This is a genomic window from Klebsiella sp. (assembly GCF_027492335.1).
In the GTDB taxonomy this organism is placed as follows: Bacteria; Pseudomonadota; Gammaproteobacteria; order Enterobacterales; family Enterobacteriaceae; genus Klebsiella; species Klebsiella huaxiensis.
Map to the genome: position 1 here is coordinate 58,313 of NZ_JAPUEW010000066.1, position 23,887 is coordinate 82,199.

Annotated in this window: 19 protein-coding genes; 6 read left to right on the top strand and 13 right to left on the bottom strand. The window is 54.3% G+C overall.

What is annotated here, in order from left to right; genetic code table 11:
• Positions 1-22 precede the first annotated feature (22 nt).
• From QVF11_RS19605 to poxB, 3 genes are all read right to left on the bottom strand, one after another.
• The gene (locus tag QVF11_RS19605) at positions 23-1,456 is read right to left on the bottom strand and encodes a DUF2867 domain-containing protein (protein ID WP_287858796.1); all 1,434 of its coding nucleotides are present in this window, start codon (positions 1,454-1,456) and stop codon (positions 23-25) included.
• Between the two features lie 36 nt (positions 1,457-1,492).
• Positions 1,493-2,491, bottom strand: coding sequence for a low-specificity L-threonine aldolase (gene ltaE / locus QVF11_RS19610; RefSeq protein ID WP_287858797.1), 999 nt, complete (start codon positions 2,489-2,491; stop codon positions 1,493-1,495).
• A 154-nt stretch (positions 2,492-2,645) separates the two neighbouring features.
• Positions 2,646-4,364, bottom strand: a complete 1,719-nt coding sequence (poxB, locus tag QVF11_RS19615; protein ID WP_112214670.1) for a ubiquinone-dependent pyruvate dehydrogenase — start codon at positions 4,362-4,364, stop codon at positions 2,646-2,648.
• Between the two features lie 151 nt (positions 4,365-4,515).
• Between poxB and QVF11_RS19620 the strand changes: the two genes are divergently transcribed.
• Positions 4,516-4,950, top strand: a complete 435-nt coding sequence (locus QVF11_RS19620) for a DoxX family protein (RefSeq protein ID WP_112214669.1) — start codon at positions 4,516-4,518, stop codon at positions 4,948-4,950.
• A 40-nt stretch (positions 4,951-4,990) separates the two neighbouring features.
• Here QVF11_RS19620 and hcr read toward each other — a convergent pair whose 3' ends face one another.
• From hcr to aqpZ, 4 genes are all read right to left on the bottom strand, one after another.
• Complete coding sequence (hcr, locus tag QVF11_RS19625; RefSeq protein WP_112214668.1) at positions 4,991-5,959, bottom strand: NADH oxidoreductase; 969 nt, start codon at positions 5,957-5,959, stop codon at positions 4,991-4,993.
• Between the two features lie 11 nt (positions 5,960-5,970).
• Positions 5,971-7,623, bottom strand: a complete 1,653-nt coding sequence (gene hcp / locus QVF11_RS19630) for a hydroxylamine reductase (RefSeq protein ID WP_287858799.1) — start codon at positions 7,621-7,623, stop codon at positions 5,971-5,973.
• A gap of 143 nt (positions 7,624-7,766) precedes the next feature.
• On the bottom strand, positions 7,767-8,666 hold the full coding sequence (locus QVF11_RS19635) for a LysO family transporter (protein WP_112214666.1): 900 nt from the start codon (positions 8,664-8,666) through the stop codon (positions 7,767-7,769).
• 117 nt (positions 8,667-8,783) lie between these two features.
• Complete coding sequence (gene aqpZ / locus QVF11_RS19640) at positions 8,784-9,479, bottom strand: aquaporin Z (RefSeq protein ID WP_110275400.1); 696 nt, start codon at positions 9,477-9,479, stop codon at positions 8,784-8,786.
• Positions 9,480-9,872: 393 nt separating this feature from the next.
• On the opposite strand from aqpZ, the gene QVF11_RS19645 reads away from it, so the two are divergent.
• From QVF11_RS19645 to macB, 3 genes are all read left to right on the top strand, one after another.
• Positions 9,873-11,531 (top strand): ATP-dependent endonuclease, encoded by a 1,659-nt coding sequence (locus tag QVF11_RS19645; RefSeq protein WP_112214665.1) that lies wholly within the window; start codon positions 9,873-9,875, stop codon positions 11,529-11,531.
• 165 nt (positions 11,532-11,696) lie between these two features.
• The gene (gene macA, locus QVF11_RS19650; protein ID WP_112214664.1) at positions 11,697-12,812 is read left to right on the top strand and encodes a macrolide transporter subunit MacA; all 1,116 of its coding nucleotides are present in this window, start codon (positions 11,697-11,699) and stop codon (positions 12,810-12,812) included.
• Positions 12,809-14,755, top strand: coding sequence for a macrolide ABC transporter ATP-binding protein/permease MacB (macB, locus tag QVF11_RS19655; RefSeq protein ID WP_112214663.1), 1,947 nt, complete (start codon positions 12,809-12,811; stop codon positions 14,753-14,755). The genes macA and macB overlap by 4 nt, the downstream gene beginning before the upstream one ends.
• Before the next feature lie 68 nt (positions 14,756-14,823).
• Here macB and cspD read toward each other — a convergent pair whose 3' ends face one another.
• Positions 14,824-15,054, bottom strand: coding sequence for a cold shock-like protein CspD (cspD, locus tag QVF11_RS19660; protein ID WP_110275216.1), 231 nt, complete (start codon positions 15,052-15,054; stop codon positions 14,824-14,826).
• Between the two features lie 324 nt (positions 15,055-15,378).
• On the opposite strand from cspD, the gene clpS reads away from it, so the two are divergent.
• Together clpS and clpA are read left to right on the top strand one after the other, a co-directional pair.
• Positions 15,379-15,696 carry an ATP-dependent Clp protease adapter ClpS gene (clpS, locus tag QVF11_RS19665; protein WP_112214662.1) on the top strand — a complete coding sequence of 106 codons (318 nt, stop codon included), beginning with the start codon at positions 15,379-15,381 and terminating at the stop codon, positions 15,694-15,696.
• Positions 15,697-15,727: 31 nt separating this feature from the next.
• Positions 15,728-18,007, top strand: a complete 2,280-nt coding sequence (gene clpA / locus QVF11_RS19670; protein WP_112214661.1) for an ATP-dependent Clp protease ATP-binding subunit ClpA — start codon at positions 15,728-15,730, stop codon at positions 18,005-18,007.
• A 94-nt stretch (positions 18,008-18,101) separates the two neighbouring features.
• Here the strand turns inward: clpA and QVF11_RS19675 are convergent, their stop codons facing one another.
• The 5 genes from QVF11_RS19675 to cydD form a co-directional block, all read right to left on the bottom strand.
• Positions 18,102-18,899, bottom strand: coding sequence for an ATP-grasp domain-containing protein (locus tag QVF11_RS19675; protein ID WP_287858803.1), 798 nt, complete (start codon positions 18,897-18,899; stop codon positions 18,102-18,104).
• Between the two features lie 162 nt (positions 18,900-19,061).
• A complete protein-coding gene (infA, locus tag QVF11_RS19680) occupies positions 19,062-19,280 on the bottom strand; it encodes a translation initiation factor IF-1 (protein WP_002211347.1) in 219 nt (72 codons plus the stop codon).
• Positions 19,281-19,558: 278 nt separating this feature from the next.
• Positions 19,559-20,263, bottom strand: a complete 705-nt coding sequence (gene aat, locus QVF11_RS19685) for a leucyl/phenylalanyl-tRNA--protein transferase (protein WP_112214659.1) — start codon at positions 20,261-20,263, stop codon at positions 19,559-19,561.
• 38 nt (positions 20,264-20,301) lie between these two features.
• Positions 20,302-22,023 carry a heme ABC transporter ATP-binding protein/permease CydC gene (gene cydC / locus QVF11_RS19690; RefSeq protein ID WP_287858807.1) on the bottom strand — a complete coding sequence of 574 codons (1,722 nt, stop codon included), beginning with the start codon at positions 22,021-22,023 and terminating at the stop codon, positions 20,302-20,304.
• Entirely contained in the window at positions 22,024-23,790 is a 1,767-nt protein-coding gene (cydD, locus tag QVF11_RS19695; RefSeq protein ID WP_287858809.1) for a heme ABC transporter permease/ATP-binding protein CydD, read from the bottom strand.
• Positions 23,791-23,887: the final 97 nt, after the last annotated feature.

Genomic DNA, 23,887 nt, shown 5'->3' on the forward strand with positions numbered 1-23,887 from the left:
GAAAGAATTCTGCGCGTATACTCTATTTGATGGTGATTTGCTCCGCCAGCCGGGCGATGCGGCGCGCCATGCCGCGAAAAATAAACAGATGCGCCGGGATCATCAGCAGCCAATAGAACAGGCCTGGCATACCGTGCGGATGCCACCAGGCGCGAACGTCCAGCTCGCGATGATCGCCTTTATCGTGCAGGGTAAAACTCAGGCGACCAAGGCCGGGGGCTTTCATGCCAAATAACAGCGTGAGCTGCTTTTCAGGCTCGACGATAATCACCTTCCAGCTGTCCACCGCGTCGCCGGTCTGCAGATATTCTTTTTCCGGGCGGCCTTTTGCCAGCCGATGACCCACTAACAAATCCATTGCTCCACGGGTCTTCCACAGGACGTTGCCGAAGAAATAACCCTCTTTGCCGCCAATTTGATTGACCACTTTCCACAATGCGGTGAGGCTGGCGGAGGTGTTTACGGTGCAGCCAGCCTGCTTCGGGTAGTAGCCATACTCTGGCCGCCAGCGGGCAAAGGCCTGCGCATCGTAACCCCAGTCGCTGGAGTTCACCAGTTGCTCCTCTTCTTCGAGTGTGCGGCGCACCGCTTCATCGAAAGCGATCAGCGGTTGGGGAATGAGTGCCCGCAGAGAGCGGTCGTCGGCGATCAGGTCATGTTTCAGACCCTGGATCAGCGCTTTGGCGATGGTGGGCGGCACCGAAGTAATGACGTTGAGAAACCACACCGAAATCCAGCTGGTCGGGAAGGGGATGGGGATCAGCAGACGGTGCTTGCCGCTAACCGCCATAAAACGGGTGAACTGCTGTTGATAGCTTAAAACCTCCGGCCCGGCGGCTTCAAAAACGCGATGCTCGTGAGTGGGGTGGTTAAGCAACTGCACCAGATAGTAGAGCAAATTTTCCAGCGCAATCGGAGTTGTGCGCGAGCGCACCCAGCGCGGCGGCGTCAGTACCGGCAGGTTGTAAACCATATCGCGCATCACTTCGAAGGCGGCGGAACCCGCCCCGACGATAATCCCGGCGCGAACTTCCGTGACCGGGACACCTGATTCGCGCAGCAGGTCGGCAGTGACCTGGCGGGCGCGCAGATGGTCAGATTGCTCTTGTTCCGCAACCTGAAGTGAACTCAGGAAAATCACTTCGCGGACCGGGACCTGGCGTAGGGCGTTGCGCACGTTCAGCGCAACCTGACGCTCATGACGGATAAAGTCGCCGCCTTCGCCCATTCCGTGAACCAGGTAGTAGACAGTTTCGGCCTGCGCCAGCAGAGCGGGGAGCGCGTCTGGTTGGTTTAAATCGAGCTGATGACACTCGACGCCGGGGAGGTTCTGTTTTTTGAGCCTGTCGATATGGCGTGCCGCCGCCAGCACCGGAAAACCTTGCTCGCTGAGCATTTTCACCAAATGCTGACCGATATAACCGCTGGCGCCAAGCACCAGAATTCGTTGCGACACACCGGACTCCTTAACGATTCACCTTAATAATTCGCTTTAACGATTCAGAAACGCCTGCCAGTGGCTCACCACCTCGGCGAGCTGCTGGCGATTAACATCAATATGCGTCACCAGGCGTACGGCCGGTGAGGCGTTTATCAACACACCGTGCTCGCGCAAATATTCACCCAGCGCGGCATGTTCTTCGCCGACGCGGATAAACAGCATGTTGGTATCATGGCGCATAACGTCAGCGCCGATAGCGCGCAGTTGCTCCGCCATCCATGCGGCGTTGTCGTGATCTTCTTTTAAACGCTCGACGTTATTCTGCAGGGCATACAGACCCGCCGCCGCCAGAATCCCCGCCTGGCGCATCCCGCCGCCGACCATTTTTCGCCAGCGGATGGCGCGGTGAATGTAATCCTGGCTCCCCACCAGCAGAGAACCTATCGGCGCGCCGAGGCCTTTTGACAGGCAGATAGTGAATGAATCGCAGTACTGCGTGATATCGCGCAGCTCGCAGCCGTAATCCACTACGGCGTTGAAAATACGCGCACCGTCAACGTGCAGCCCCAGGCCGCGTTCACGGGTGAATTCCCATGCTTCTTTAAGATATTCACGCGGCAGCACTTTGCCATTATGGGTGTTTTCAAGGGTGAGCAGGCGAGTGGGGGCGAAATGGATATCGTCCGGCTTAATCTTCGCGGCGACTTTATCCAGTGGCAGGGAGCCATCTGCTGCTGCGTCGATCGGCTGCGGTTGGATACTACCAAGTACTGCTGCGCCACCGGCTTCGTAGAGATAGTTATGTGCGCCCTGGCCGACGATATACTCTTCGCCGCGCTGGCAGTGGCTGAGCAGAGCGACCAGGTTGGCCTGAGTACCGGTCGGCAGGAAGATCGCGGCCTCTTTGCCCGCCAGTTCGGCGGCATAGCGCTGAAGTTCGTTAACGGTTGGGTCATCACCATAAACGTCATCCCCGACCGGGGCGGCCATCATTGCTTCCAGCATGGCGCGGCCCGGACGGGTGACGGTATCACTGCGTAAATCTATCATGTCATATCCTTATACACTTCATCCTTCGCGCTGCCTCTGCGTTGGCTGCACCCTCAAACCCCGGTCGCCTGGCTATCTATACTCCCGGGAATTTTCGGGCTCGCCGCCTTGATGCAACACGAAGGATTTTGTGTATGAATTGAAAAGGATATTTTTACCTTAGCCAGTTGGTTTTCGCCAGTTCGATAACTTCATCGCCGCGTCCGCTGATAATCGCCCGAAGCATATACAGGCTGAAACCTTTGGCCTGTTCCAGCTTGATTTGCGGCGGGATCGCCAGCTCTTCTTTGGCGACGACCACATCCACCAGCACCGGGCCGTCGGTGCTGAAGGCGGTTTGCAGCGCTTCGTCAACGTCCGCCGCGTTTTCTACGCGAATGCCTTTGATACCGCAGGCTTCGGCGATGCGGGCAAAGTTGGTGTCGTGCAGCTCGGTACCATCGGTGAGATAGCCTCCGGCTTTCATCTCCATGGCCACGAAGCCGAGAATGCTGTTATTGAAGATGATAATTTTCACCGGCAGCTTCATCTGCGCCAGCGAGAGAAAATCCCCCATCAGCATACTAAAGCCGCCGTCGCCGCACATCGCGACCACCTGACGTTCCGGAGCCGTGGCTTTCGCTCCGATGGCCTGCGGCATGGCGTTAGCCATTGATCCATGGTTGAACGAACCCAACAGGCGGCGTTTACCGTTCATCTTCAGATAACGTGCGGCCCAAACGGTCGGCGTACCGACGTCGCAGGTAAAGATGGCGTCGTCGTCGGCAAAGTGACTAATCTGCTGCGCCAGATACTGTGGGTGGATGATTTTCTCGCTGGGTTTCGCCAGATCATCAAGCCCTTTACGTGCATCGCGATAGTGTTCCAGCGCCTTATCGAGGAACTTGCGGTCGGTTTTCTCTTCCAGATGCGGTAGTAGCGCTCTGAGAGTGGATTTAATATCGCCAACCAGCGCCATATCGACTTTGCTATGCGCGCCAATGCTACCCGGATTAATGTCGATCTGAATGATTTTGGCGTCCGTCGGATAGAAGGCGCGGTAGGGGAACTGGGTGCCGAGCAGCACCAGAGTATCGGCGTTCATCATGGTGTGGAAACCGGAGGAGAAGCCGATCAGCCCGGTCATGCCGACATCGTAGGGGTTGTCGTATTCCACATGCTCTTTCCCGCGCAGGGCGTGGACGATGGGGGCTTTTAGCTTCGCGGCGAACTCTACCAGCTCTTTATGCGCGCCGGCGCAGCCGCTGCCGCACATCAGGGCGATATTGCTTGAGTAGCGCAGCAACTGGGCCAGCTTTTTAAGTTCTTCTTCCTGCGGGATCACTTCAGGCAGCGGCGCGTGATACCAGTGGCTACTGGCGCTCTCTGGAGCGGCTTTTAGCGCCACGTCGCCAGGCAGCACTACGACCGATACGCCGCGGTTAATCACCGCTTTGCGCATGGCGATGGCCAGCACCTGCGGGATTTGCTCCGGGGAGGAGACCAGCTCGCAGTAGTGGCTGCATTCGCGGAATAACTCCTGTGGATGGGTTTCCTGGAAATAGCCGCTGCCGATTTCGCTGGATGGAATATGGGCGGCGATAGCCAACACCGGAACGTGGTTGCGATGGCAGTCGAAAAGACCGTTAATCAGGTGCAGGTTGCCCGGTCCACAGGAACCGGCGCACACCGCCAGCTCGCCGGTCAGCTGCGCTTCCGCTCCGGCGGCGAAGGCGGCGACTTCTTCATGGCGCGTGGGCATCCAGTCAATGGTTCCCATTCGGTTCAGGCTGTCGCTTAAACCATTGAGAGAATCTCCGGTAACGCCCCAAATACGCTTTACGCCAGCCTGTTCAAGAGTTTTAGCAATGTATGCCGCCACGGTCTGTTTCATGGTTTTCCATCTCCTTTAGTGATAACGCTTACAAGCTTAGATGAAAATAGCCATTACGCCTGTCGTTCCCCCTCATTTTCAGTTGCTTTTACTTAGGGAAAATTGCGCATAATCTGTCTACACATTAAGTGGTAAACAGGAATCATTTCAGATGGTTAAATTGCTGTTAAATTCAGTTAATAAAATGCTATCCCATGACGACTTTGGCAAACTCTTGTTACGACTTGCCGTCGGCGGACTGATGCTGTTTCACGGGTTGCATAAACTATTTGATGGTGTAGGGGGAATCAGCAATATGCTGGTGGCAAAAGGATTGCCGGGTTTTATCGCTTATGGCGTATTAGTGGGCGAGGTTGTTGCACCTTGTTTGTTAATTCTGGGAATTCTGACGCGTCCGGCGGCGCTGGTGCTGGCATTTACAATGGTCGTCGCCTGGCTGATGGTCGGGACGGGCAAAACCTTCGCGCTGGACGCGGTAGGGGCCTGGGCCATTGAGAGTCTGGTCTATTTCTTTATCGGCGCGCTGGCAATTGCCTTCCTGGGCGCTGGGCGTTATGCCGTGGCTGGAAATTCGGTCTGGCGGTAAAAATTTGCCGGATGACGCAACGTCATCCGGCAATTTAGGGTTAAGCCAGGACTAAGTCCCCCTGTGGATGGCAGGAGCAGGCCAGCACGTAACCATCGGCAACTTCCGCATCGGTCAGCGTCATGGTGCTGCTGACCGTATACTCGCCGGAAACCACTTTCGTTTTGCAGCAGCCGCAAACGCCCGCGCGACAGGCAACGGTCACCGGAACCTTATTACTCTCCAGCGCATCCAGCAGCGTGGTGCCAACCGGCGCGTAGAACTCTTTCGCTGGCTGCAGCTTGGTGAACTTCAGGCCGCTGGTGACGGCTTCGGCTACTGGTGTAAAGAACTGCTCTTTAAAGAAGCGCGTCACGCCAAGCGCTTTCACTTCTTTTTCGACCAGGTCCATATACGGTGCCGGACCGCAGGTCATTACGGTACGCGAGGTTAGATCCGGCACGCTTTGCAGAAGGTCGGTGGTTAGTCGACCGGAAACAAAGCCGTGGGTTGCGTTGTTTTCTGCCACCAGAGTGACCGGATACTGACGCCATTCGTCGGCAAAAATCACATCCTGCGGCGAACGTACGTTGAAGATCACCTGCACATCGGCCTGCGGGCGGTACTTCGCCAACCAGCGGCGCATTGACATAATCGGCGTCACGCCGCAGCCGGCAGCCAGCATGAGGAACCTGTCTTCTGCTTTATCCTCACAGGTGAACTCACCCATCGCATCAGATAGCCAGATATAGTCGCCGCGCTTCACGTCTCGGGTTAGCCACTGCGAACCGGCACCCTCGTCAATCCGACGAACGGTCAGCGTAATGTACTCGCTGACGCCCGGCGTAGAGGAAATAGTGTAAGCGCGCAGCGTTTCTGCCGAGTTACGTACGCTGACCAGTGCATACTGTCCGGCACGATACGGGTAGTAATCGTGGCACAGTAACGAAATTGTCCAGACGTCCGGCGTCTCCTGGTGAACGTGATGGACCTGCATCCGCCATGGGCACTGATTGGTTGGCAAAGTCATGCTAATACTCCTTATGCGCTCAGCAACTGCTTCATGTCTTCTTCAACGGTGGTCACGGAACGCAGACCAAATTTCTCGTTGAGAACTCCCAGCAGGTCCGGGGTGAAGAAGCCAGGCGCAGTCGGGCCGGTGACGATGTTTTTTACGCCCAGGGACAGCAGGGTCAGCAGAATCACGATTGCTTTCTGTTCGAACCAGGAGAGCACCAGAGACAGCGGCAGGTCATTCACGCCGCAGCCCAGTTTTTCCGCCAGGGTGACCGCCAGGATAATGGCCGAGTAAGCATCGTTACACTGACCGGCATCCACCAGACGCGGCAGGCCTTCGATGTCGCCGAAATCCAGTTTGTTGAAACGGTATTTACCGCAGGCCAGGGTCAGGATCAGGCAGTCGTCAGGTACGCTGGTGGCGAAGTCGGTGAAGTAATTACGTTCACCGCGTGCACCATCGCAACCGCCGACGAGGAAGATATGACGGAGTTTTTCGCGGCTCACCAGGTCAATCAGCGTATCAGCAGCGCCCAGCAGAGTTTGACGGCCGAAACCGACGGTAATCAGGTGCGGAATTTCGCTGTACGGGAAGCCCGCCATCTGCTGCGCCTGGGTGATAACCGGCGCGAAGTCATCGCCTTCCAGGTGACTCACGTCCGGCCAGCCAACGATGCTGCGAGTCCAGATACGGTCATCATACGCGCCAACGGTTGGGTCGATGATGCAGTTAGAGGTCATCACGATAGGGCCCGGGAAGCGGGCGAATTCCACCTGCTGGTTCTGCCAGCCGCTGCCGTAGTTACCGATCAGATGTTTGAATTTACGCAGTTCCGGGTAACCGTGCGCTGGCAGCATTTCACCGTGGGTGTAGACGTTAACGCCGGTGCCTTCGGTTTGTACCAACAGGTTGTACAAGTCTTTCAGGTCGTGGCCAGAAATCAGGATACATTTGCCTTCGGTCGCTTTGACGTTGACCTGAGTTGGTGTCGGGTGGCCGTATTTGGTGGTTTCACCGGCGTCCAGAATGCTCATCACTTTGAAGTTCATCTGGCCGATTTCCATTGAGCACTCCAGCAGAGCGTTCATATCGGAAGGCCAGGTGCCCAGCCACGCCATGATCTTATGGTACTGGGCGTAGATATCGTTGTCGTACTGTCCGAGAACGTGCGCGTGCTCCATGTAAGCTGCCGCGCCTTTCAGACCGTACAGGCATAGCAGGCGCAGGCCGAGAATGTTCTCGCCAATCGCCGCTTTGTCTTTATTTGGGGTAAATTCTGCCGCCTGACGCTGCAGGTCGCCCAGATCGTCGCTGACCAGTTGCAGATCGGCCATCGGATTGGTGGCCACGGCGTTGGCATCAATGTTCAGACACTGGGCTTTAAGCGCGTCGCGCATGGCAATAGCTTCACGAGCGTAGCCAACGATACGCGGGGAGTCGAAGTTAACGTTAGTCAGCGTGGAGAAGAAGGCACGCGGCGCAAAGTTATCAATTTCATGGTCGATGATACCGTATTCACGAGCTTTAACCGCCCATGCAGACAGGCCTTGCAGAGAAGCAATCAGCAGATCCTGCAGATCGGACGTTTCGGCTGTTTTCCCGCACATACCCTGCGCGTAAGAGCAGCCGTTCCCTGCCGGGGTACGGATGGTTTGTTCACATTGCACACAAAACATGGTCACACCTTTTAAAGTTATATTTAATATACATGTTTAAGGTTATGCTCGAGCGAACGTAGAGAAAAGGTATTTCTGATACAACTTACAGGGATATTGATTTAGCGCAAAATTGGCGGTAGAGACCTACCGCCAGAGGGGTATTAAGCGGAGAACAATGCCATCAAAATAGGCACCAGCAGGCTGAGGATAAAGCCGTGAACAATCGCTGCCGGGACGATTTCCACGCCACCTGAACGCTGTAACACCGGCAATGTAAAGTCCATTGACGTCGCGCCACACAGACCTAACGCTGTTGAACGACTACGGCGAACGAGGCCGGGAATAAGCATAATGGCCAGCAGTTCTCGGGCGAGATCGTTAAAGAATGCGGCACTGCCAATAACCGGCCCGTAGGATTCGGTCAACAGGATCCCGGAGAGAGAATACCAGCCGAAACCGGAAGCCATTGCCAGACCAGTTTTCAGCGGCAGGTCGAGAATAAAGGCGTTGATGACGCCACCCAATAATGAGCTGACCATCACCACTACCGCGACAATCATGCCGCGACGATTAAGCACAATTTGCCGCAGCGTCATTCCATTATTTCGTAGCTGAATACCGATGAGGAATAAAAGGAAGATCAGCGTATATTCGCTGGCTTCGGTGGCATGTTGTAAAAAAGACAAGCCGCTCAGACCAATGAGGAAACCAACCAGCACTACGCCGCACAGTTGAAGGGACTCCAGCGCCATGGCGATGCGCGAGGGTAATTTTTCCTGGCGATGATTATTTTGCCACGGCATTTTCTGCTCCAGCCACATCAGGGCTGCAATATTGCACAGCATGATAATGACCACGCTGACCGCCGCATAATGCAGGATCGCCAGCAGGTTGCTGGCCAGATTATCGAGAAAGGCGAGGCTAATCCCCATGAAAAAGAGAATAACGTAGACAATCCAGCTCAGAAGTCGTGTGATAAGTTTAAGGGCTGACGGCTGACGGAGAGGAATAAGGTAGCCTACGACCAACGGCAGTAGAATGATGAGTAATCCCGAAAACATGAACGACATGGTCCTTGCAGAATGAAAATAGCGTCACTGACACTACCCAAATCCCCGGACTGAGTAAAGTAGTCGAAAGAAAGAAAGGCCCGACAATGCCGGGCCTGGAGGGGGAGATTAATTGCGCTTTTCCAGCAGGGTGCGATAGAGCACGCCGCCGAGGATGCCGCCAATAATCGGCATGACCCAGAATAACCACAGCTGCTGCAATGCCCAACCACCCTGGAAAATAGCCACCGCGGTGCTACGCGCCGGGTTAACAGAGGTATTGGTAACTGGAATGCTGATCAGGTGAATTAAGGTCAGCGCCAGACCAATAGCGATAGGTGCAAATCCAGCCGGTGCATTTTTATCGGTCGCGCCGTGAATAACCAGCAGGAAACCGCAGGTCAGGACAATCTCAATAACAATGGCGGAAAGCATAGAGAAACCGCCTGGAGAATGTTCGCCATAACCGTTAGACGCGAATCCGCTGGCGGCAGCGTCAAAGCCAGCTTTACCGCTTGCGACAATGTACAGAATAGCGGCGGCAATAATACCGCCGACAACCTGGGCGATAATATAACCAATAACGTCTTTAGCCGGGAAACGACCACCGGCCCATAATCCTAAAGTGACCGCCGGGTTAAAGTGCCCGCCGGAAATATGACCGACGGCATACGCCATGGTTAATACGGTTAAACCGAAGGCCAGTGCGACACCGGCAAAACCAATTCCCAGCTCCGGGAATGCTGCAGCCAAAACAGCACTACCGCAACCACCGAAGACCAGCCAGAATGTACCAAAGCATTCTGCTGCTAATTTTCTAAACATAACCACCTCAATAAAAAACATAAACAAGCACGAACTATCGTGCCGGCCTTTATTTATCGACACAAAGAATGACGATTAAAATAAAACGTCGCTATTCTAGGGACGATTGCCATCCGGGGACTAGTTAAATAAATTGATGTAATTTGATTTAGAACAAGGTGATGGTATTCCTTTTGCCATGATGAATTCTTAAAAGTGTAGAGCAAAAATGATTAAAATAACGGTTTTTAATGATGAATTATTTTCTGAAATAAGTGACATCTGCAAAATCACATTCTGAATTCTTAAGCCGGAGAGACGGAGTTCCCAGACACGCCGGGAGTGTCATGTTCCCGTTTGCCTCGCTATACTGCTGATAACTGAAGGAGAAAGTGACCACCGAGCGGAGGATATATGCATCTTGAGCGCGTCGAAATTGTCGGTTTTCGCGGTATCAATCGTTTATCGTTGATGCTTGAGCAAAACAACGTACTGATTGGCGAAAACGCATGGGGTAAATCGAGCTTGCTGGATGCTCTGACGCTGCTCTTGTCGCCGGAGTTTGATCTCTACCATTTTGTCCGCGAGGATTTTTGGTTTCCGCCCGGAGATGTTCAGGGGCGCGAGCGCCACCTGCATATCATTCTGACTTTCCGTGAAAATGAACCTGGCCGCCATCGTGTTCGGCGCTATCGACCCTTAAGCGACTGCTGGGTACCCTGCGATGATGGCTATCAGCGGGTTTTCTATCGCCTGGAAGGAGAGCTTGCCGATGACGATAGCGTCATGACCCTGCGTAGTTTTATTAACGGCGAAGGGGAAGCGCTGGATCTGGACGATATCGATGAGCTGGCCCGCCATCTGGTACGGCTGATGCCGGTGCTGCGCCTGCGTGACGCGCGTTTTATGCGGCGGATCCATAACGACACCGTACCGCATTCGCCGCAGATTGAGATTACCGCCCGGCAGCTTGATTTTCTCTCCCGTGAACTGGTTCATCATCCACAAAATTTAACCGATGGTCAGATACGTCAGGGGCTGTCGGCGATGGTGCAACTGCTGGAGCACTATTTCGCCGAGCAAAGTAGCGCGCAATCGCGTAACCGCTTGATGCGTCGATATTCACATGATGAACAGCGTAGCTGGCGCTATCTGGATATTATCAACCGGATGATCGACAAACCCGGTGGTCGTAGCCATCGGGTGATTTTACTGGGCTTGTTTTCCACCTTGCTGCAGGCAAAAGGCACGGTAAGACTCGATCGCGACGCGCGACCGTTGCTGTTGGTTGAGGACCCGGAAACCCGTTTGCATCCCATCATGCTGTCCGTCGCCTGGCATCTGCTGAATTTGCTGCCGTTGCAGCGAGTGACCACCACCAATTCCGGAGAACTGCTGTCGTTAACGCCCGTCGAGCACGTTTGCCGACTGGTACGCGAGTCCTCCCGGGTATCCGCCTGGCGGCTTGGCCCTGGCGGAATGAATGCCGAAGACAGTCGTCGCATCGCGTTTCATATCCGTTTTAATCGTTCCTCGTCGTTGTTTGCCCGCTGCTGGCTGTTGGTGGAAGGGGAGACGGAAACCTGGGTTATCAACGAGTTGGCCCGCCAGTGTGGTCATCACTTTGATGCGGAAGGCGTCAAGGTCATTGAGTTTGCCCAGTCGGGGTTAAAACCGCTAATCAAATTCGCCCGGCGAATGGGAATTGAGTGGCATGTGTTGGTAGATGGTGATGAAGCAGGGAAGAAATATGCCGCGACGGTTCGCGGGCTGCTGAACGACGACAGAACTCTTGAGCGCGATCATTTGACGACGTTACCGGCGATGGATATGGAGCATTTTATGTATCGCCAGGGGTTTGATAGCGTTTATCACCGGGTGGCGCAGTTGCCGATGAATATACCAATGAACATGAGGCGGGTGATAACCAAAGCCATTCATCGTTCGTCAAAACCAGATCTGGCGATTGAAGTGGCGATGGAGGCCGGGCGTCGCGGCGTCGATGCCATCCCTGCGTTGCTGAAAAAAATGTTCTCCCGCGTGCTGTGGCTGGCTCGCGGGCGGGCAGATTAACCTGTTTATCGGTGCCGGGCACCCATCCGGCACTCCCTTCTTTTTGTTTTTGCTTCAACTCCAGTTAAACAAAAATTAAGCACAGCTAAAAATGAGAGTTATGTTGTTTGCAGGTTTCGATAGAATCGTCGTCTGGATCTGCGGGTTGAAACATCGGGAATTTTTATGAAATTAAATGGAAAGCGCAGGAAAGTCTGGTGGCTGCTGGCGATAGTCGTGCTGGCCCTCGCCGTCTGGGGATGGCGAATACTGAATGCGCCGTTGCCGCAGTATCAAACGCTGGTGGTGCGTAAAGGCGACCTGCAGCAGAGCGTACTGGCGACGGGTAAGCTGGATGCGTTACAAAAAGTGGACGTTGGTGCGCAGGTGAGCGGGCAGCTACAAACGCTGCGCGTCGAGATTGGCGACAAGGTGAAAAAAGATCAACTGCTGGGGGTTATCGACCCGGAGCAGGCGCAAAACCAGATTAAAGAAGTTGAGGCGACGCTGATGGAGCTGCGGGCGCAACTGAATCAGGCGCGAGCTGAACGTAAGCTCTCTGAAGTCACTCTGGGACGCCAGCAGCAGCTGGCGCAACGACAGCTGGTTTCACGCCAGGACCTGGATACTGCGGCGACTGATTTAGCGGTAAAAGAGGCGCAAATCGGCACGATTGAAGCGCAAATTCAGCGCAATCAGGCAACGCTGGATACGGCGAAAACTAACCTCGACTACACCAAAATTCTGGCGCCCATGTCCGGGGAAGTGACGCAAATCACCACTCTACAAGGGCAGACGGTCATCGCCGCCCAGCAGGCACCGAATATTTTGACCCTCGCAGACCTCAGCACCATGCTGGTGAAAGCGCAGGTTTCCGAAGCGGATGTGATTCATCTTAAGCCAGGGCAAAAGGCCTGGTTTACCGTACTGGGCGACCCGCTAACTCGCTATGAGGGAACGCTGAAGGATATTCTTCCGACCCCGGAAAAGGTCAATGACGCCATTTTCTATTACGCCCGTTTCGAAGTGCCAAACCCGCAGGGTATTCTGCGCCTGGAGATGACCGCTCAGGTGCATATCCAGCTCTCTGAAGTGAAAAACGTGATCACGATTCCACTGAGTGCGCTAGGTGATGCCATCGGCGATAACCGCTACCACGTGCGTCTGCTGCGAAACGGCGAAGCCAAAGAGCGTGAAATCGTCATTGGTGCGCGTAATGACACCGATGTGGCGGTGGTTAAAGGGCTGGAAGAGGGCGATGAAGTGATTATCGGCGAAGGCGCGCCTGGAGCGGCGAAATGACGGCGCTGCTGGAGCTGCGTGATATCCGCCGCAGCTATCCATCCGGGGGAGGCAGCGTCGATGTGCTAAAAGGCATCACGTTGAGCATTGCCGCCGGAGAGATGGTGGCGATCGTCGGGGCATCCGGGTCTGGTAAATCCACGTTGATGAATATTCTGGGCTGTCTGGATAAGCCCACCAGCGGCACTTATCAGGTGGCGGGGACGGATGTCGCCCGTCTTAACGGCGATGAGCTGGCGCGTCTGCGCCGGGAACATTTTGGTTTTATCTTCCAGCGTTATCATCTGTTATCACATCTGACTGCGGCACAGAACGTGGAGGTCCCGGCAGTCTATGCCGGAGCGGAGCGTAAAGCGCGCCTTGCCCGGGCGCATGAACTACTGGTGCGGCTGGGGCTTGGTGACAGGGCCGAATATCAGCCTTCGCAGCTTTCCGGTGGCCAGCAGCAGCGAGTGAGTATTGCTCGTGCCTTAATGAACGGCGGCGAAGTGATCCTGGCGGATGAACCCACCGGCGCCCTGGACAGTCGTTCAGGTGAAGAAGTCATGGGGATCCTTCACCAGCTGAAAGCGCAGGGACATACGGTGATTATCGTCACCCATGACCCGCAGGTGGCGGCGCAGGCGGAGCGGGTTATCGAAATCCACGATGGCGAAATCGTGCGCAATCCACCCGCCGTGAGCACAACGCAAGGCGGCGCTTTGCGCCAGCGCACGACGGCTGAGCCTTCGGCATGGCGTCAGTTCAGCAGCGGCTTTCGCGAGGCGCTGGTAATGGCCTGGCGGGCGATGGCGGCGAATAAAATGCGCACCCTGCTGACGATGCTCGGGATCATCATCGGCATTGCGTCAGTTGTGTCGATTGTGGTGGTGGGCGATGCGGCCAAGCAGATGGTGCTGGCGGATATTCGCGCTATTGGTACGAATACCATCGATGTTTATCCCGGCAAGGATTTCGGTGATGACGATCCCCGCTATCAGCAAGCGCTGAAGTACGATGACTTGCTGGCGATTCAGAAACAGCCGTGGGTCAGTTCGGCGACGCCAGCGGTATCAAAAAGCCTACGCCTGCGGGCAAACAATATTGACGTCGCTGCCAGCGCAGAGGGCGTGGGAGCGCAATATTTTAACGTCTACGGCATGACCTTTAGCGAAGGTAACACCTTCAATGAGCTGCAGCTAAATAGCCGCGCGCAGGTGGTGGTGCTTGATAGTAATGCGCGTCGACAGCTGTTCCCGCATAAAGCTCAGGTGGTTGGTGAAGTCATTCTGGTGGGAAATATGCCCGCGACGGTGATTGGCGTTGCAGCAGAAAAGCAGTCGATGTTTGGCAGCAGTAAAATTTTGCGCGTTTGGTTGCCCTATACCACAATGGCTGGCCGGGTCATGGGGCAGTCGTGGCTAAACTCAATCACCGTGCGCTTGCGGGATGGTTATGACAGTTCGATTGCCGAGCAGCAGTTATTGCGTTTACTGGAACTCCGCCACGGCAAAAAAGATGTCTTCACCTGGAATATGGACAACATCTTGAAAACCGCAGAACGGACCACACATACATTACAGCTGTTTCTGACGCTGGTGGCGGTGATTGCGCTGGTGGTCGGCGGGATCGGCGTGATGAACATCATGCTGGTCTCGGTGACTGAACGCACGAGAGAAATTGGCATCCGTATGGCGGTCGGGGCGCGAGCCAGCGATGTGCTGCAACAATTTTTGATTGAGGCGGTGCTGGTTTGCCTGGTCGGCGGAGCGCTGGGCGTGACGCTATCATTGCTGATAGCCTTTGTGCTGCAACTGTTTTTACCTGGCTGGGAGATTGGTTTCTCACCGCTGGCGTTATTAACCGCGTTTTTATGTTCAACGCTGACCGGGATTTTATTTGGCTGGCTACCGGCGCGCAACGCCGCGCGATTGGATCCTGTTGATGCGCTGGCCCGCGAGTAGGGATAAAAAAATGCCAGTCAGAAGGACTGGCATTTTACTGGCGGGATGTACACAATGAAGCAAAAGAGTTATGCGGCCGTTTCCGTTTCTTCTACTTCTACAGGGACAATCACGCTGGCGTGATTACCTTTTGGCCCCTGGTGAACATCAAACCGAACGGCTTGTCCGGCTTTTAGCGTTCTGTAACCATCCATCTGGATGGTGGAGTAATGGGCGAAAATGTCTTCGCCGCCGCCCTCAGGGCAAATAAAACCGAACCCTTTGGCATTGTTGAACCACTTAACAGTACCCATTTCCATACTTCGACATCCTTCGTAAATCTTATAAGTAAGATGGAATGAACCGGTAGTGGAGTGACGAGTTGTTCATTTGCTCGCCAACTCTCGCCACTACAATTTAGAGAAATCAGGAAATGCGTCAAGCAATTGACGATGGGGGACGGTGAAAAATGCGTCAAAATTTGAAGCAGTTAACGCTATTGCCGGGGAATGTGACAGACATCGCGGATGGAAGTAATAGATGATAGTTATCTATGATCTATTGTAGATTTGTGATGTGCATAGCCTCTGGTCATCGACAGGCGGCCGCCTGTTGGCAACAGCAACCGATGATGAACACTGACGATGAGTAAGAGAGACTGGTTAGACTTCGATCAGCTAGTAGAGGACGAAGTTAAAGATGCGCTTAAACCGCCATCTATGTATAAAGTGATATTGGTCAATGATGACTACACTCCAATGGAGTTTGTTATTGACGTGTTACAAAAATTCTTTTCTTATGATGTTGAACGTGCAACGCAACTGATGCTTACAGTTCACTATCAAGGTAAAGCGATTTGCGGCGTGTTTACCGCAGAAGTCGCGGAAACCAAAGTTGCAATGGTGAGCGAATACGCGAGGGAGAACGAGCATCCGTTGTTGTGTACGCTAGAAAAAGCCTGAATTCAGGCAACGAAAATTGGGGGAGGTGCCTATGCTCAATCAAGAACTGGAACTCAGTTTAAACATGGCTTTCGCCAGAGCGCGCGAGCACCGTCATGAGTTCATGACCGTCGAGCACTTGTTGCTGGCGCTGCTTAGCAACCCTTCGGCCCGCGAAGCGCTTGAAGCGTGTTCCGTGGACCTGGTCGCGCTGCGTCAGGAACTCGAAGCCTTCATCGAACAGACCACACCCGTTCTGCCTGCAACGGAAGAAGAGCGCGATACTCAGCCGACGCTAAGCTTCCAGCGCGTGTTGCAGCGTGCCGTTTTCCATGTTCAGTCTTCTGGTCGTAGCGAAGTCACTGGCGCCAATGTGCTGGTTGCGATTTTCAGTGAACAGGAGTCCCAGGCGGCATACCTGCTGCGTAAACATGAAGTCAGCCGACTTGATGTGGTGAACTTCATCTCTCACGGTACGCGTAAAGACGAGCCGAGCCAGTCTTCCGATAACAGCGGAAGCCAGCCCAGCAGCGAAGAGCAAGCAGGCGGGGAGGATCGTATGGAAAACTTCACCACCAACCTCAATCAGCTTGCCCGCGTTGGCGGTATCGACCCGCTGATCGGCCGCGAGAAAGAGCTGGAACGCGCTATTCAGGTACTGTGCCGTCGTCGTAAAAACAACCCGCTGCTGGTGGGGGAATCCGGCGTCGGTAAAACTGCCATTGCTGAAGGGCTTGCCTGGCGCATCGTGCAGGGCGACGTACCGGAAGTGATGGCCGATTGCACTATCTACTCGCTGGATATCGGCTCACTGCTGGCGGGCACCAAATACCGCGGCGATTTTGAAAAACGTTTCAAAGCGCTGCTCAAACAGCTGGAACAAGATACCAGCAGCATTCTGTTCATTGATGAAATCCACACCATCATCGGTGCGGGCGCCGCTTCTGGTGGGCAGGTCGATGCCGCTAACCTGATTAAACCGTTGCTCTCCAGCGGTAAAATTCGGGTTATGGGGTCGACGACCTATCAGGAGTTCAGCAATATCTTTGAAAAAGATCGCGCGCTGGCGCGTCGTTTCCAGAAAATTGATATTACCGAACCTTCCGTGGAAGAGACGGTGCAGATTATCAACGGCCTGAAGCCGAAGTACGAAGCGCACCACGACGTGCGTTATACCGCGAAAGCGGTGCGTGCGGCGGTCGAGCTGGCGGTGAAATATATTAACGATCGTCATCTACCGGATAAGGCGATTGACGTGATTGACGAAGCCGGTGCGCGTGCGCGCTTAATGCCGGTCAGCAAACGTAAAAAAACGGTCAACGTGGCGGATATTGAATCCGTGGTCGCGCGCATTGCGCGTATTCCTGAGAAGAGCGTTTCCCGCAGCGATCGCGATACGCTGAAAAACCTCAGCGATCGTCTGAAAATGCTGGTCTTTGGTCAGGATAAGGCGATTGAGGCGTTAACTGAAGCTATTAAGATGGCGCGTGCCGGGCTGGGCCATGAGCACAAACCCGTGGGTTCTTTCCTGTTCGCCGGGCCGACCGGGGTTGGGAAAACCGAGGTGACCGTGCAGTTGGCGAAGTCGCTGGGCATTGAACTGCTGCGTTTTGACATGTCCGAATATATGGAACGTCATACCGTCAGCCGCTTAATCGGTGCCCCTCCGGGATATGTCGGTTTCGACCAGGGCGGACTGCTGACCGATGCGGTTATCAAGCATCCGCATGCGGTGCTGCTTCTGGATGAAATTGAAAAAGCGCACCCGGACGTCTTTAACCTGCTACTGCAGGTGATGGACAACGGTACGCTGACCGATAATAACGGCCGCAAAGCGGATTTCCGCAACGTGGTGCTGGTGATGACCACCAACGCCGGGGTGCGTGAAACCGAGCGTAAATCCATTGGTCTTATCCATCAGGACAACAGCCCGGATGCGATGGATGAGATCAAGAAGATCTTTACGCCGGAGTTCCGCAACCGTCTCGACAACATTATCTGGTTCGATCACCTGTCTACGACGGTTATCCATCAGGTGGTGGATAAGTTTATCGTCGAGCTGCAGGTTCAGCTGGATCAGAAAGGCGTGTCTTTGGAAGTCAGCCAGGAAGCTCGCGATTGGCTGGCAGAGAAAGGCTACGACCGGGCCATGGGCGCACGTCCAATGGCGCGGGTGATTCAGGACAACCTGAAGAAACCACTGGCCAACGAGCTGCTGTTTGGCTCACTGGTTGACGGCGGTCAGGTGACCGTTGAGCTGGATAAAGAGAAAAATGCGTTGACCTACGAGTTCCAGAGTGCGCAAAAGCACAAACCGGAAGCAGCGCATTAACATGCTCTTGTGTTAAACACGGGAAACCGGCCTCAAGGCCGGTTTTTTGCTATCGTCGTCCACTACCGCTCTGGCGCGCACGGTCATATACTTTTTATCCTGCTACATAGCCACCGAGCATTTTCACAAAACGCTCAACGGGCCAATCTTTAATATCCGATACTTGCCCATCGCCAATCTCGACAAGTCTTAGAGCCCCGGACTCATCGTGGATAACATCGATTGAATAAAAAGGGCTGCTAATACGAGCGGCGATCTCAATGACCTCCGTTGGAATATCGTCATTTGGCGAATGGACTTGCCCATTGAGGACAAAAAAACGTTTCTCGCTGGTAGTATCAAATCGCTCCACACGTCGCAGACAGATACCTCCCTCGATTTCACCCCGATACTGCTTTAGCAATCCGATGATTTCGCGAATTTCTTGCGCGTTTCGGGCGATTGAACCACGAGATGTGGTTAGCGACTTAACGTAGTCCTTCACAAAATAAGCGGGCCATTGCCATTCACAGGTCAGCGCGTCAAAGTCAGCATCGGCGTGAGTCACAATGGTTTCCGGCGTCACGTCCCGACAGCTCTCATACCATCCCGGTAAATGGTGGCAGCGAAGATACTCCAGGCTTGAGGTTAACAAGTGGGAGCCTTTCTTTTCTACCGCACGTGATAATCCTTCGTGTTCATCCTGACGCAGCATCCATCCCCGCCACAAAACCGGAGTATCGGCCAGAAAGTGTGATGAGAAGCGGTATTCTCCCAGCGCTGCAGCCTCAGAGGAGAGTAACAGACAGTGAATATTGCTTTGGCAGGCATGAGTGTATTCGGCTAAAAACGTTTCGTCAGGTTGTGATGGATGAAGCATATCGTTGGGGTAGATAATTTGCAGAGCGCTCATTTGTGCATCCTTTCTCGCTAAGTCAATACGGCCATAATCCGCACTCATTCTATGGGCGCAAGGATACGACAGTCAAAACCGGGAAGAAGAGGGAATAGCAAAAATGAAAAGGCCGGGAAATATCCCGGCCTTCAGCATCTGGCGCCTTAGGGGCGAAAACGATCAGCGACTACGGAAGACAATGCGGCCTTTGCTCAGGTCGTACGGGGTCAGCTCAACAGTCACTTTGTCGCCCGTCAGAATGCGGATGTAGTTTTTACGCATTTTACCGGAAATATGCGCAGTTACCACGTGACCGTTTTCCAGTTCTACGCGGAACATTGTGTTAGGCAACGTGTCAAGTACGGTGCCCTGCATTTCAATATTGTCTTCTTTGGCCATCTAGTCCTCTGGGGTATCACTACCGTAGTTTTGAACCGGCAAGATAATGCCGAAGTTCAGCAAGTAAGTAAAGTTTTACGTCAAATCGCCGAAGTAGTTTTGGCGTATTGCCCGGAATTCACGCGGATAAACCGCATGACAGGCGCAAACGTAAAGGGGAGTGACAGAACGATGGGCGTTATCTGACTCTTATTATTCCCAAACGGCGGCGGGGCAACAGGCAGAAGCTACTCTACCGCGCAATTATACCATCCCAACAAAAAATGTGCTGAAAACATTTATGCTTCGCCCGCAAATAGCATCCGAGGCACCCAAAATCGCTCTGGAAGACGATAAGTTCGCAGTACAGAGAGATAATCCAGATAATCGCGGCGGGGAATTTCTACCGCGCCCAACGATGCCGTATGATTATTGAGCACCTGGCAATCAATTAATTTTCCGCCATCCTGCATAAACGCCTGGCTAAATACCAGCAGCGCAGTTTTAGAGGCATTTTCCGCACGGCTAAACATCGACTCACCGCAAAAGAGTGCGCCCTGCGCTACGCCATACATACCGCCGACCAGCTCATCTCCTTGCCATACTTCAATAGAGTGGGCATGGCCTAGTTCATGAAGCTGGTGATAGGCCTGAACGATAGCGGGCGTTATCCATGTCCCCTCATCGCGATGGTCGGCGCAGCCTTCAATCACCTGCCCAAAAGCGTGATTCAGAGTGACACGATACGGCGAGCGCTGGTGAAAGCGCTTCATGCTGCGGCTGAGGTGAAATTTCTCCGGCCACAGTACTGCACGAGGGTCTGGCGACCACCATAAAATGGGATCGCCGGGCGAAAACCAGGGAAAAATACCGCGCTGATAGGCCATAAGCAAACGCGCCGGGCTGAGATCGCCGCCTAGCGCTAATAAGCCATTAGGTTCGCGCAGTGCGCCTTCCGGCGAAGGGAAGGCGATGGAATGATGAGAGAGCTGAACCAGCCGCATTTTTACCTCAACACATCAGGCGATGATTCAATAGTAGCCTACAGGCGCTGCTTAAACTGGTAGTAACGCCCCTGTTCAGCCAGCAGTTCTGCGTGACTACCTTGCTCAATAATTTTGCCGTTGTCCATGACTATTATCTGATTAAAACGCGCCAATCCGCGCAGTCGATGGGTAACCATCAACACGGTTTTGTCACGCATCACTTCTGCCAGTAAATCAAGAATTTGGCTTTCTGTCGTCGCGTCGAGGCCTTCAGTTGGTTCGTCAAGCAGCATGAGCGGCGCATCATGTAACAGAGCCCTGGCGATAGCCAGCCTGCGCAATTCGCCGCCGGAAAGCTGACGCCCGCCTTCACCCAGCCAGCTATTGAGGCCGCTGTCTTCCAGTAATTTCCCCAGGCCAACACGCTCCAGCGTTTCTGCAAGCTGTGCATCGCTGGACTGCGGCGATGCCAGCAGCAGGTTGTCACGCAGCGTGGCGCTAAACAGATGTACGCGCTGCGGCACGACGCTCATTGCCTGGCGCAACGTTGTCTCATCAAGCTGAGTCAGCGGCTGATGGTTGAGGAAAATTTCACCCTGAGCCGGATCCCAGGCGCGGGTCAGTAGTTGTAATAGAGTCGATTTACCGCAGCCGGTGCGGCCCAGAATGGCGATATGTTCCCCGGCCTTGACCTGCAGTGAAATATTATCCAGCGCAGGGGTGGGTTGCTGTGGATAGCTGAAGGTGACCTGATTTAAGGTTAACGCGACCTGCTCCAGCTTCTGACCTTCACCTTGCGTAAAGGTCACTTCCGGCTCTTGCTCAGTAATTTGCGTGATGCGTTTTGCCGAGGCGATAACCTGCCCCATATGCTGAAATGCACCGGTTACTGGCGCTAACGCTTCGAATGCCGCCAGCGCACAGAAGACAAATAAGGCAATTAGTGCGCCAGGCTGAGTATTACCGCCGACGCCCGCCGAGGCGAGCCATAGCATAGCGATGATCGCAATACCGCCAATCAGCAGCATTAATGCCTGGGAGAGTGCGGTAAGTTCTGCCTGACGACGCTGTGCATCCTGCCAGCGGACTTCGGTTTTCTCCATCTGCTCCCGGTAGCGATCGCTGGCATTGAACAGCATAAGTTCAGCCTGGCCCTGAAGCCATGCAGTGAGCTGCTGTCGATACTGGCCACGAAGCTGGGTCATACTTTCACCTGCGGGTTTACCGGCGCGATAGAACAGCGGTGGCAGTACCAGTAGGGTAAGAAGCATAATGCCGCCGAGGGTCAGGGCCAGCGGCACATCCAGTACACTCAGACCCGCAGTTACCACCAGGATCACCACCAGGGCACCCACCAGCGGCGATATCACACGCAAATAAAGATGGTCCAGAGTATCGACGTCGGCAACGACCCGGTTGAGCAGTTCACCTTGACGAAAACGAGCCAGTCCGGCGGGGGAGAGCGGCAGAAGCTTACTGAAGGTAAATACGCGCAGATGCTGGAGAACACGGAAGGTGGCGTCGTGGCTGACCAGACGCTCGAAGTAGCGTCCTGCTGTACGAATAATAGCCGCGCCGCGTACACCAGCGGCAGGCAGCATATAGTTAAAACTGTAGATGCCTGCCACGCCGACAACGGCGGATGCCGACAGGAACCAGCCCGAGAGCGTCAGCAAACCAATGCTGGCCAGCAGCGTAACGATCGCCAGTACGACGCCTAGCATCAGCAGCCATTTGTGCCGTTTGTAGAGCGCCAGGTAAGGCAATAATGCGCGCATTTAAATCTCCTCCTGACGGTGTGCGAGCAGGGTAGCAAAAGGGCCACCTGCAGTTGCCAACTGTGAATAACGGCCCTGCTCGACAATTTGGCCATCCTGCATAACCCAGATGGCGTCCCAATTTGCCAGGCCTTCCAGTTGGTGGGTCACCATCAACGTGGTTTGCTGGGTTGAAGCATTGGTGAGCGCCTGCATCACTCGCTGTTCGCTATGCGCATCAAGGCTGGCGGCGGGTTCATCCAGCAGCAGCATACGGCAAGGTACCAGCAGCGCGCGCGCAACGGCGACACGCTGGGCCTGCCCAACAGACAAACGACCGGCCTGATCGCCGACAGAAGTATTAATACCCTGGGGCAGGAGAGAGACAAATTCGCTGACCCAGGCCTTATCCAGCGCCAGTTGAAGCTGGGCCTCTGTGGCTTCGGGCCATGCCAACAGAACGTTTTCGCGCAGCGTTGCCGCAGGTAACTGTGGGTTTTGTCCAACCCAGCTCAGAAGGCGCCGCCAGCGGTCGGCGTCCAGGGTGTGTAGCTCAACGCCATTGACTTTGAGAGACCCCTCATAGGGAAGAAAACCAGTCAAGGTATTGAGAAGAGAACTTTTGCCGGAGCCGCTTTGACCAACCAGGACCACGCGCTCACCTGCGCGCAATGAAAAGTTCAGCGGCCCGGCCAGCACTTTACCTTCAGGCGATTTAATCACCAGGTCGCGCGCTTCAAGGCTCACCATTTCATTGTCGCTCAATACTTTTTCACCACGCTCGGCCTGCGCCAGCGGCGCTTCCATAAAGGTTTTCAGGCTATCCGCAGCACCAATGGCTTGTGCTTTCGCGTGATAGAAAGTGCCTAAATCGCGTAGCGGCTGGAAAAACTCTGGGGCCAAAATTAACGCCAGAAAGCCGGACATTAAGGTCACGCCGACACCGTAATGGCCAAAATTGAGCTCTCCAAGGTAGGAGAAACCAAAGTAGACAGCGACGAGAGCGATAGAGAGCGAGGTGAAAAACTCCAGTACGCCGGAAGAGAGAAAGGCCAGACGCAGCACTTCCATCGTCCTTTGGCGGAAATCCTGGGAGGCCTCACGAATGTTGTCCGTTTCTGCTTCGCCGCGATGAAAAATTCGCAGCGTTTCCATCCCTCGCAAGCGGTCGAGGAAATGGCCGCTTAATCGCGCCAGAGCAAGGAAGTTACGCCGATTGGCATCAGCCGCCCCCATTCCCACCAGCGCCATAAACAGCGGAATAAGCGGCGCGGTACCCAGCAGAATGAGCGCTGCAGCCCAGTTAATCGGGAAAATGGTGATGACAATTAATAACGGCACGCAGGCTGCAAGCGTCATCTGTGGCAAATAACGCGCGTAGTAGTCATGCATATCGTCAATTTGTTCAAGAATCAGCGTGGCCCAACTTCCCGCGGGTTTGCCCTGAATCCATGCCGGGCCTGCTTGCTGCAGACGATCCAGAACCAGGCGGCGGATCTCAACGCGGATGTGTTGCCCCGTTTGAAAGCCGACTCGTTCGCGCAGCCACACCACCCAGGCGCGAAGCACGATGGTCAGCGCTAGCAACGTAAAGGGCAGCAACAACGCTGTAGCGGGGATATTTTCCATGATCATACGATGGAGTATCCGCGCGAGGAACCAGGCCTGGGCAACGATCAGCAGACCGCTAATGACACCGAGTGCACGGGAAATCATCAACCAGCGACGGGAGATAATGCTTTGATCTTTTAACCAACGGGTTAATTCTTGTTGACGGGTTTTATTCATTGCGCGCTTAGCAGGTGTAGTTATGAGTATTTTTGGGCACGGCAATGTTACAACGAGGCAAAAATAAAGGCGACTTTTCGTCGCCTTCTTTACCTTT

Coding starts and splice junctions, on each gene's coding strand:
- aqpZ (WP_110275400.1), bottom strand. CDS start 9,479: ATGTTTAGAAAATTAGCAGCAGAATGCTTTGGTACATTCTGGCTGGTC.
- hcr (WP_112214668.1), bottom strand. CDS start 5,959: ATGACTTTGCCAACCAATCAGTGCCCATGGCGGATGCAGGTCCATCAC.
- cydC (WP_287858807.1), bottom strand. CDS start 22,023: ATGCGCGCATTATTGCCTTACCTGGCGCTCTACAAACGGCACAAATGG.
- ltaE (WP_287858797.1), bottom strand. CDS start 2,491: ATGATAGATTTACGCAGTGATACCGTCACCCGTCCGGGCCGCGCCATG.
- infA (WP_002211347.1), bottom strand. CDS start 19,280: ATGGCCAAAGAAGACAATATTGAAATGCAGGGCACCGTACTTGACACG.
- clpS (WP_112214662.1), top strand. CDS start 15,379: ATGAGTAAGAGAGACTGGTTAGACTTCGATCAGCTAGTAGAGGACGAA.
- poxB (WP_112214670.1), bottom strand. CDS start 4,364: ATGAAACAGACCGTGGCGGCATACATTGCTAAAACTCTTGAACAGGCT.
- QVF11_RS19635 (WP_112214666.1), bottom strand. CDS start 8,666: ATGTTTTCGGGATTACTCATCATTCTACTGCCGTTGGTCGTAGGCTAC.
- aat (WP_112214659.1), bottom strand. CDS start 20,263: ATGCGGCTGGTTCAGCTCTCTCATCATTCCATCGCCTTCCCTTCGCCG.
- cydD (WP_287858809.1), bottom strand. CDS start 23,790: ATGAATAAAACCCGTCAACAAGAATTAACCCGTTGGTTAAAAGATCAA.
- QVF11_RS19620 (WP_112214669.1), top strand. CDS start 4,516: ATGGTTAAATTGCTGTTAAATTCAGTTAATAAAATGCTATCCCATGAC.
- cspD (WP_110275216.1), bottom strand. CDS start 15,054: ATGGAAATGGGTACTGTTAAGTGGTTCAACAATGCCAAAGGGTTCGGT.
- macB (WP_112214663.1), top strand. CDS start 12,809: ATGACGGCGCTGCTGGAGCTGCGTGATATCCGCCGCAGCTATCCATCC.
- clpA (WP_112214661.1), top strand. CDS start 15,728: ATGCTCAATCAAGAACTGGAACTCAGTTTAAACATGGCTTTCGCCAGA.
- macA (WP_112214664.1), top strand. CDS start 11,697: ATGAAATTAAATGGAAAGCGCAGGAAAGTCTGGTGGCTGCTGGCGATA.
- QVF11_RS19675 (WP_287858803.1), bottom strand. CDS start 18,899: ATGAGCGCTCTGCAAATTATCTACCCCAACGATATGCTTCATCCATCA.
- QVF11_RS19645 (WP_112214665.1), top strand. CDS start 9,873: ATGCATCTTGAGCGCGTCGAAATTGTCGGTTTTCGCGGTATCAATCGT.
- hcp (WP_287858799.1), bottom strand. CDS start 7,623: ATGTTTTGTGTGCAATGTGAACAAACCATCCGTACCCCGGCAGGGAAC.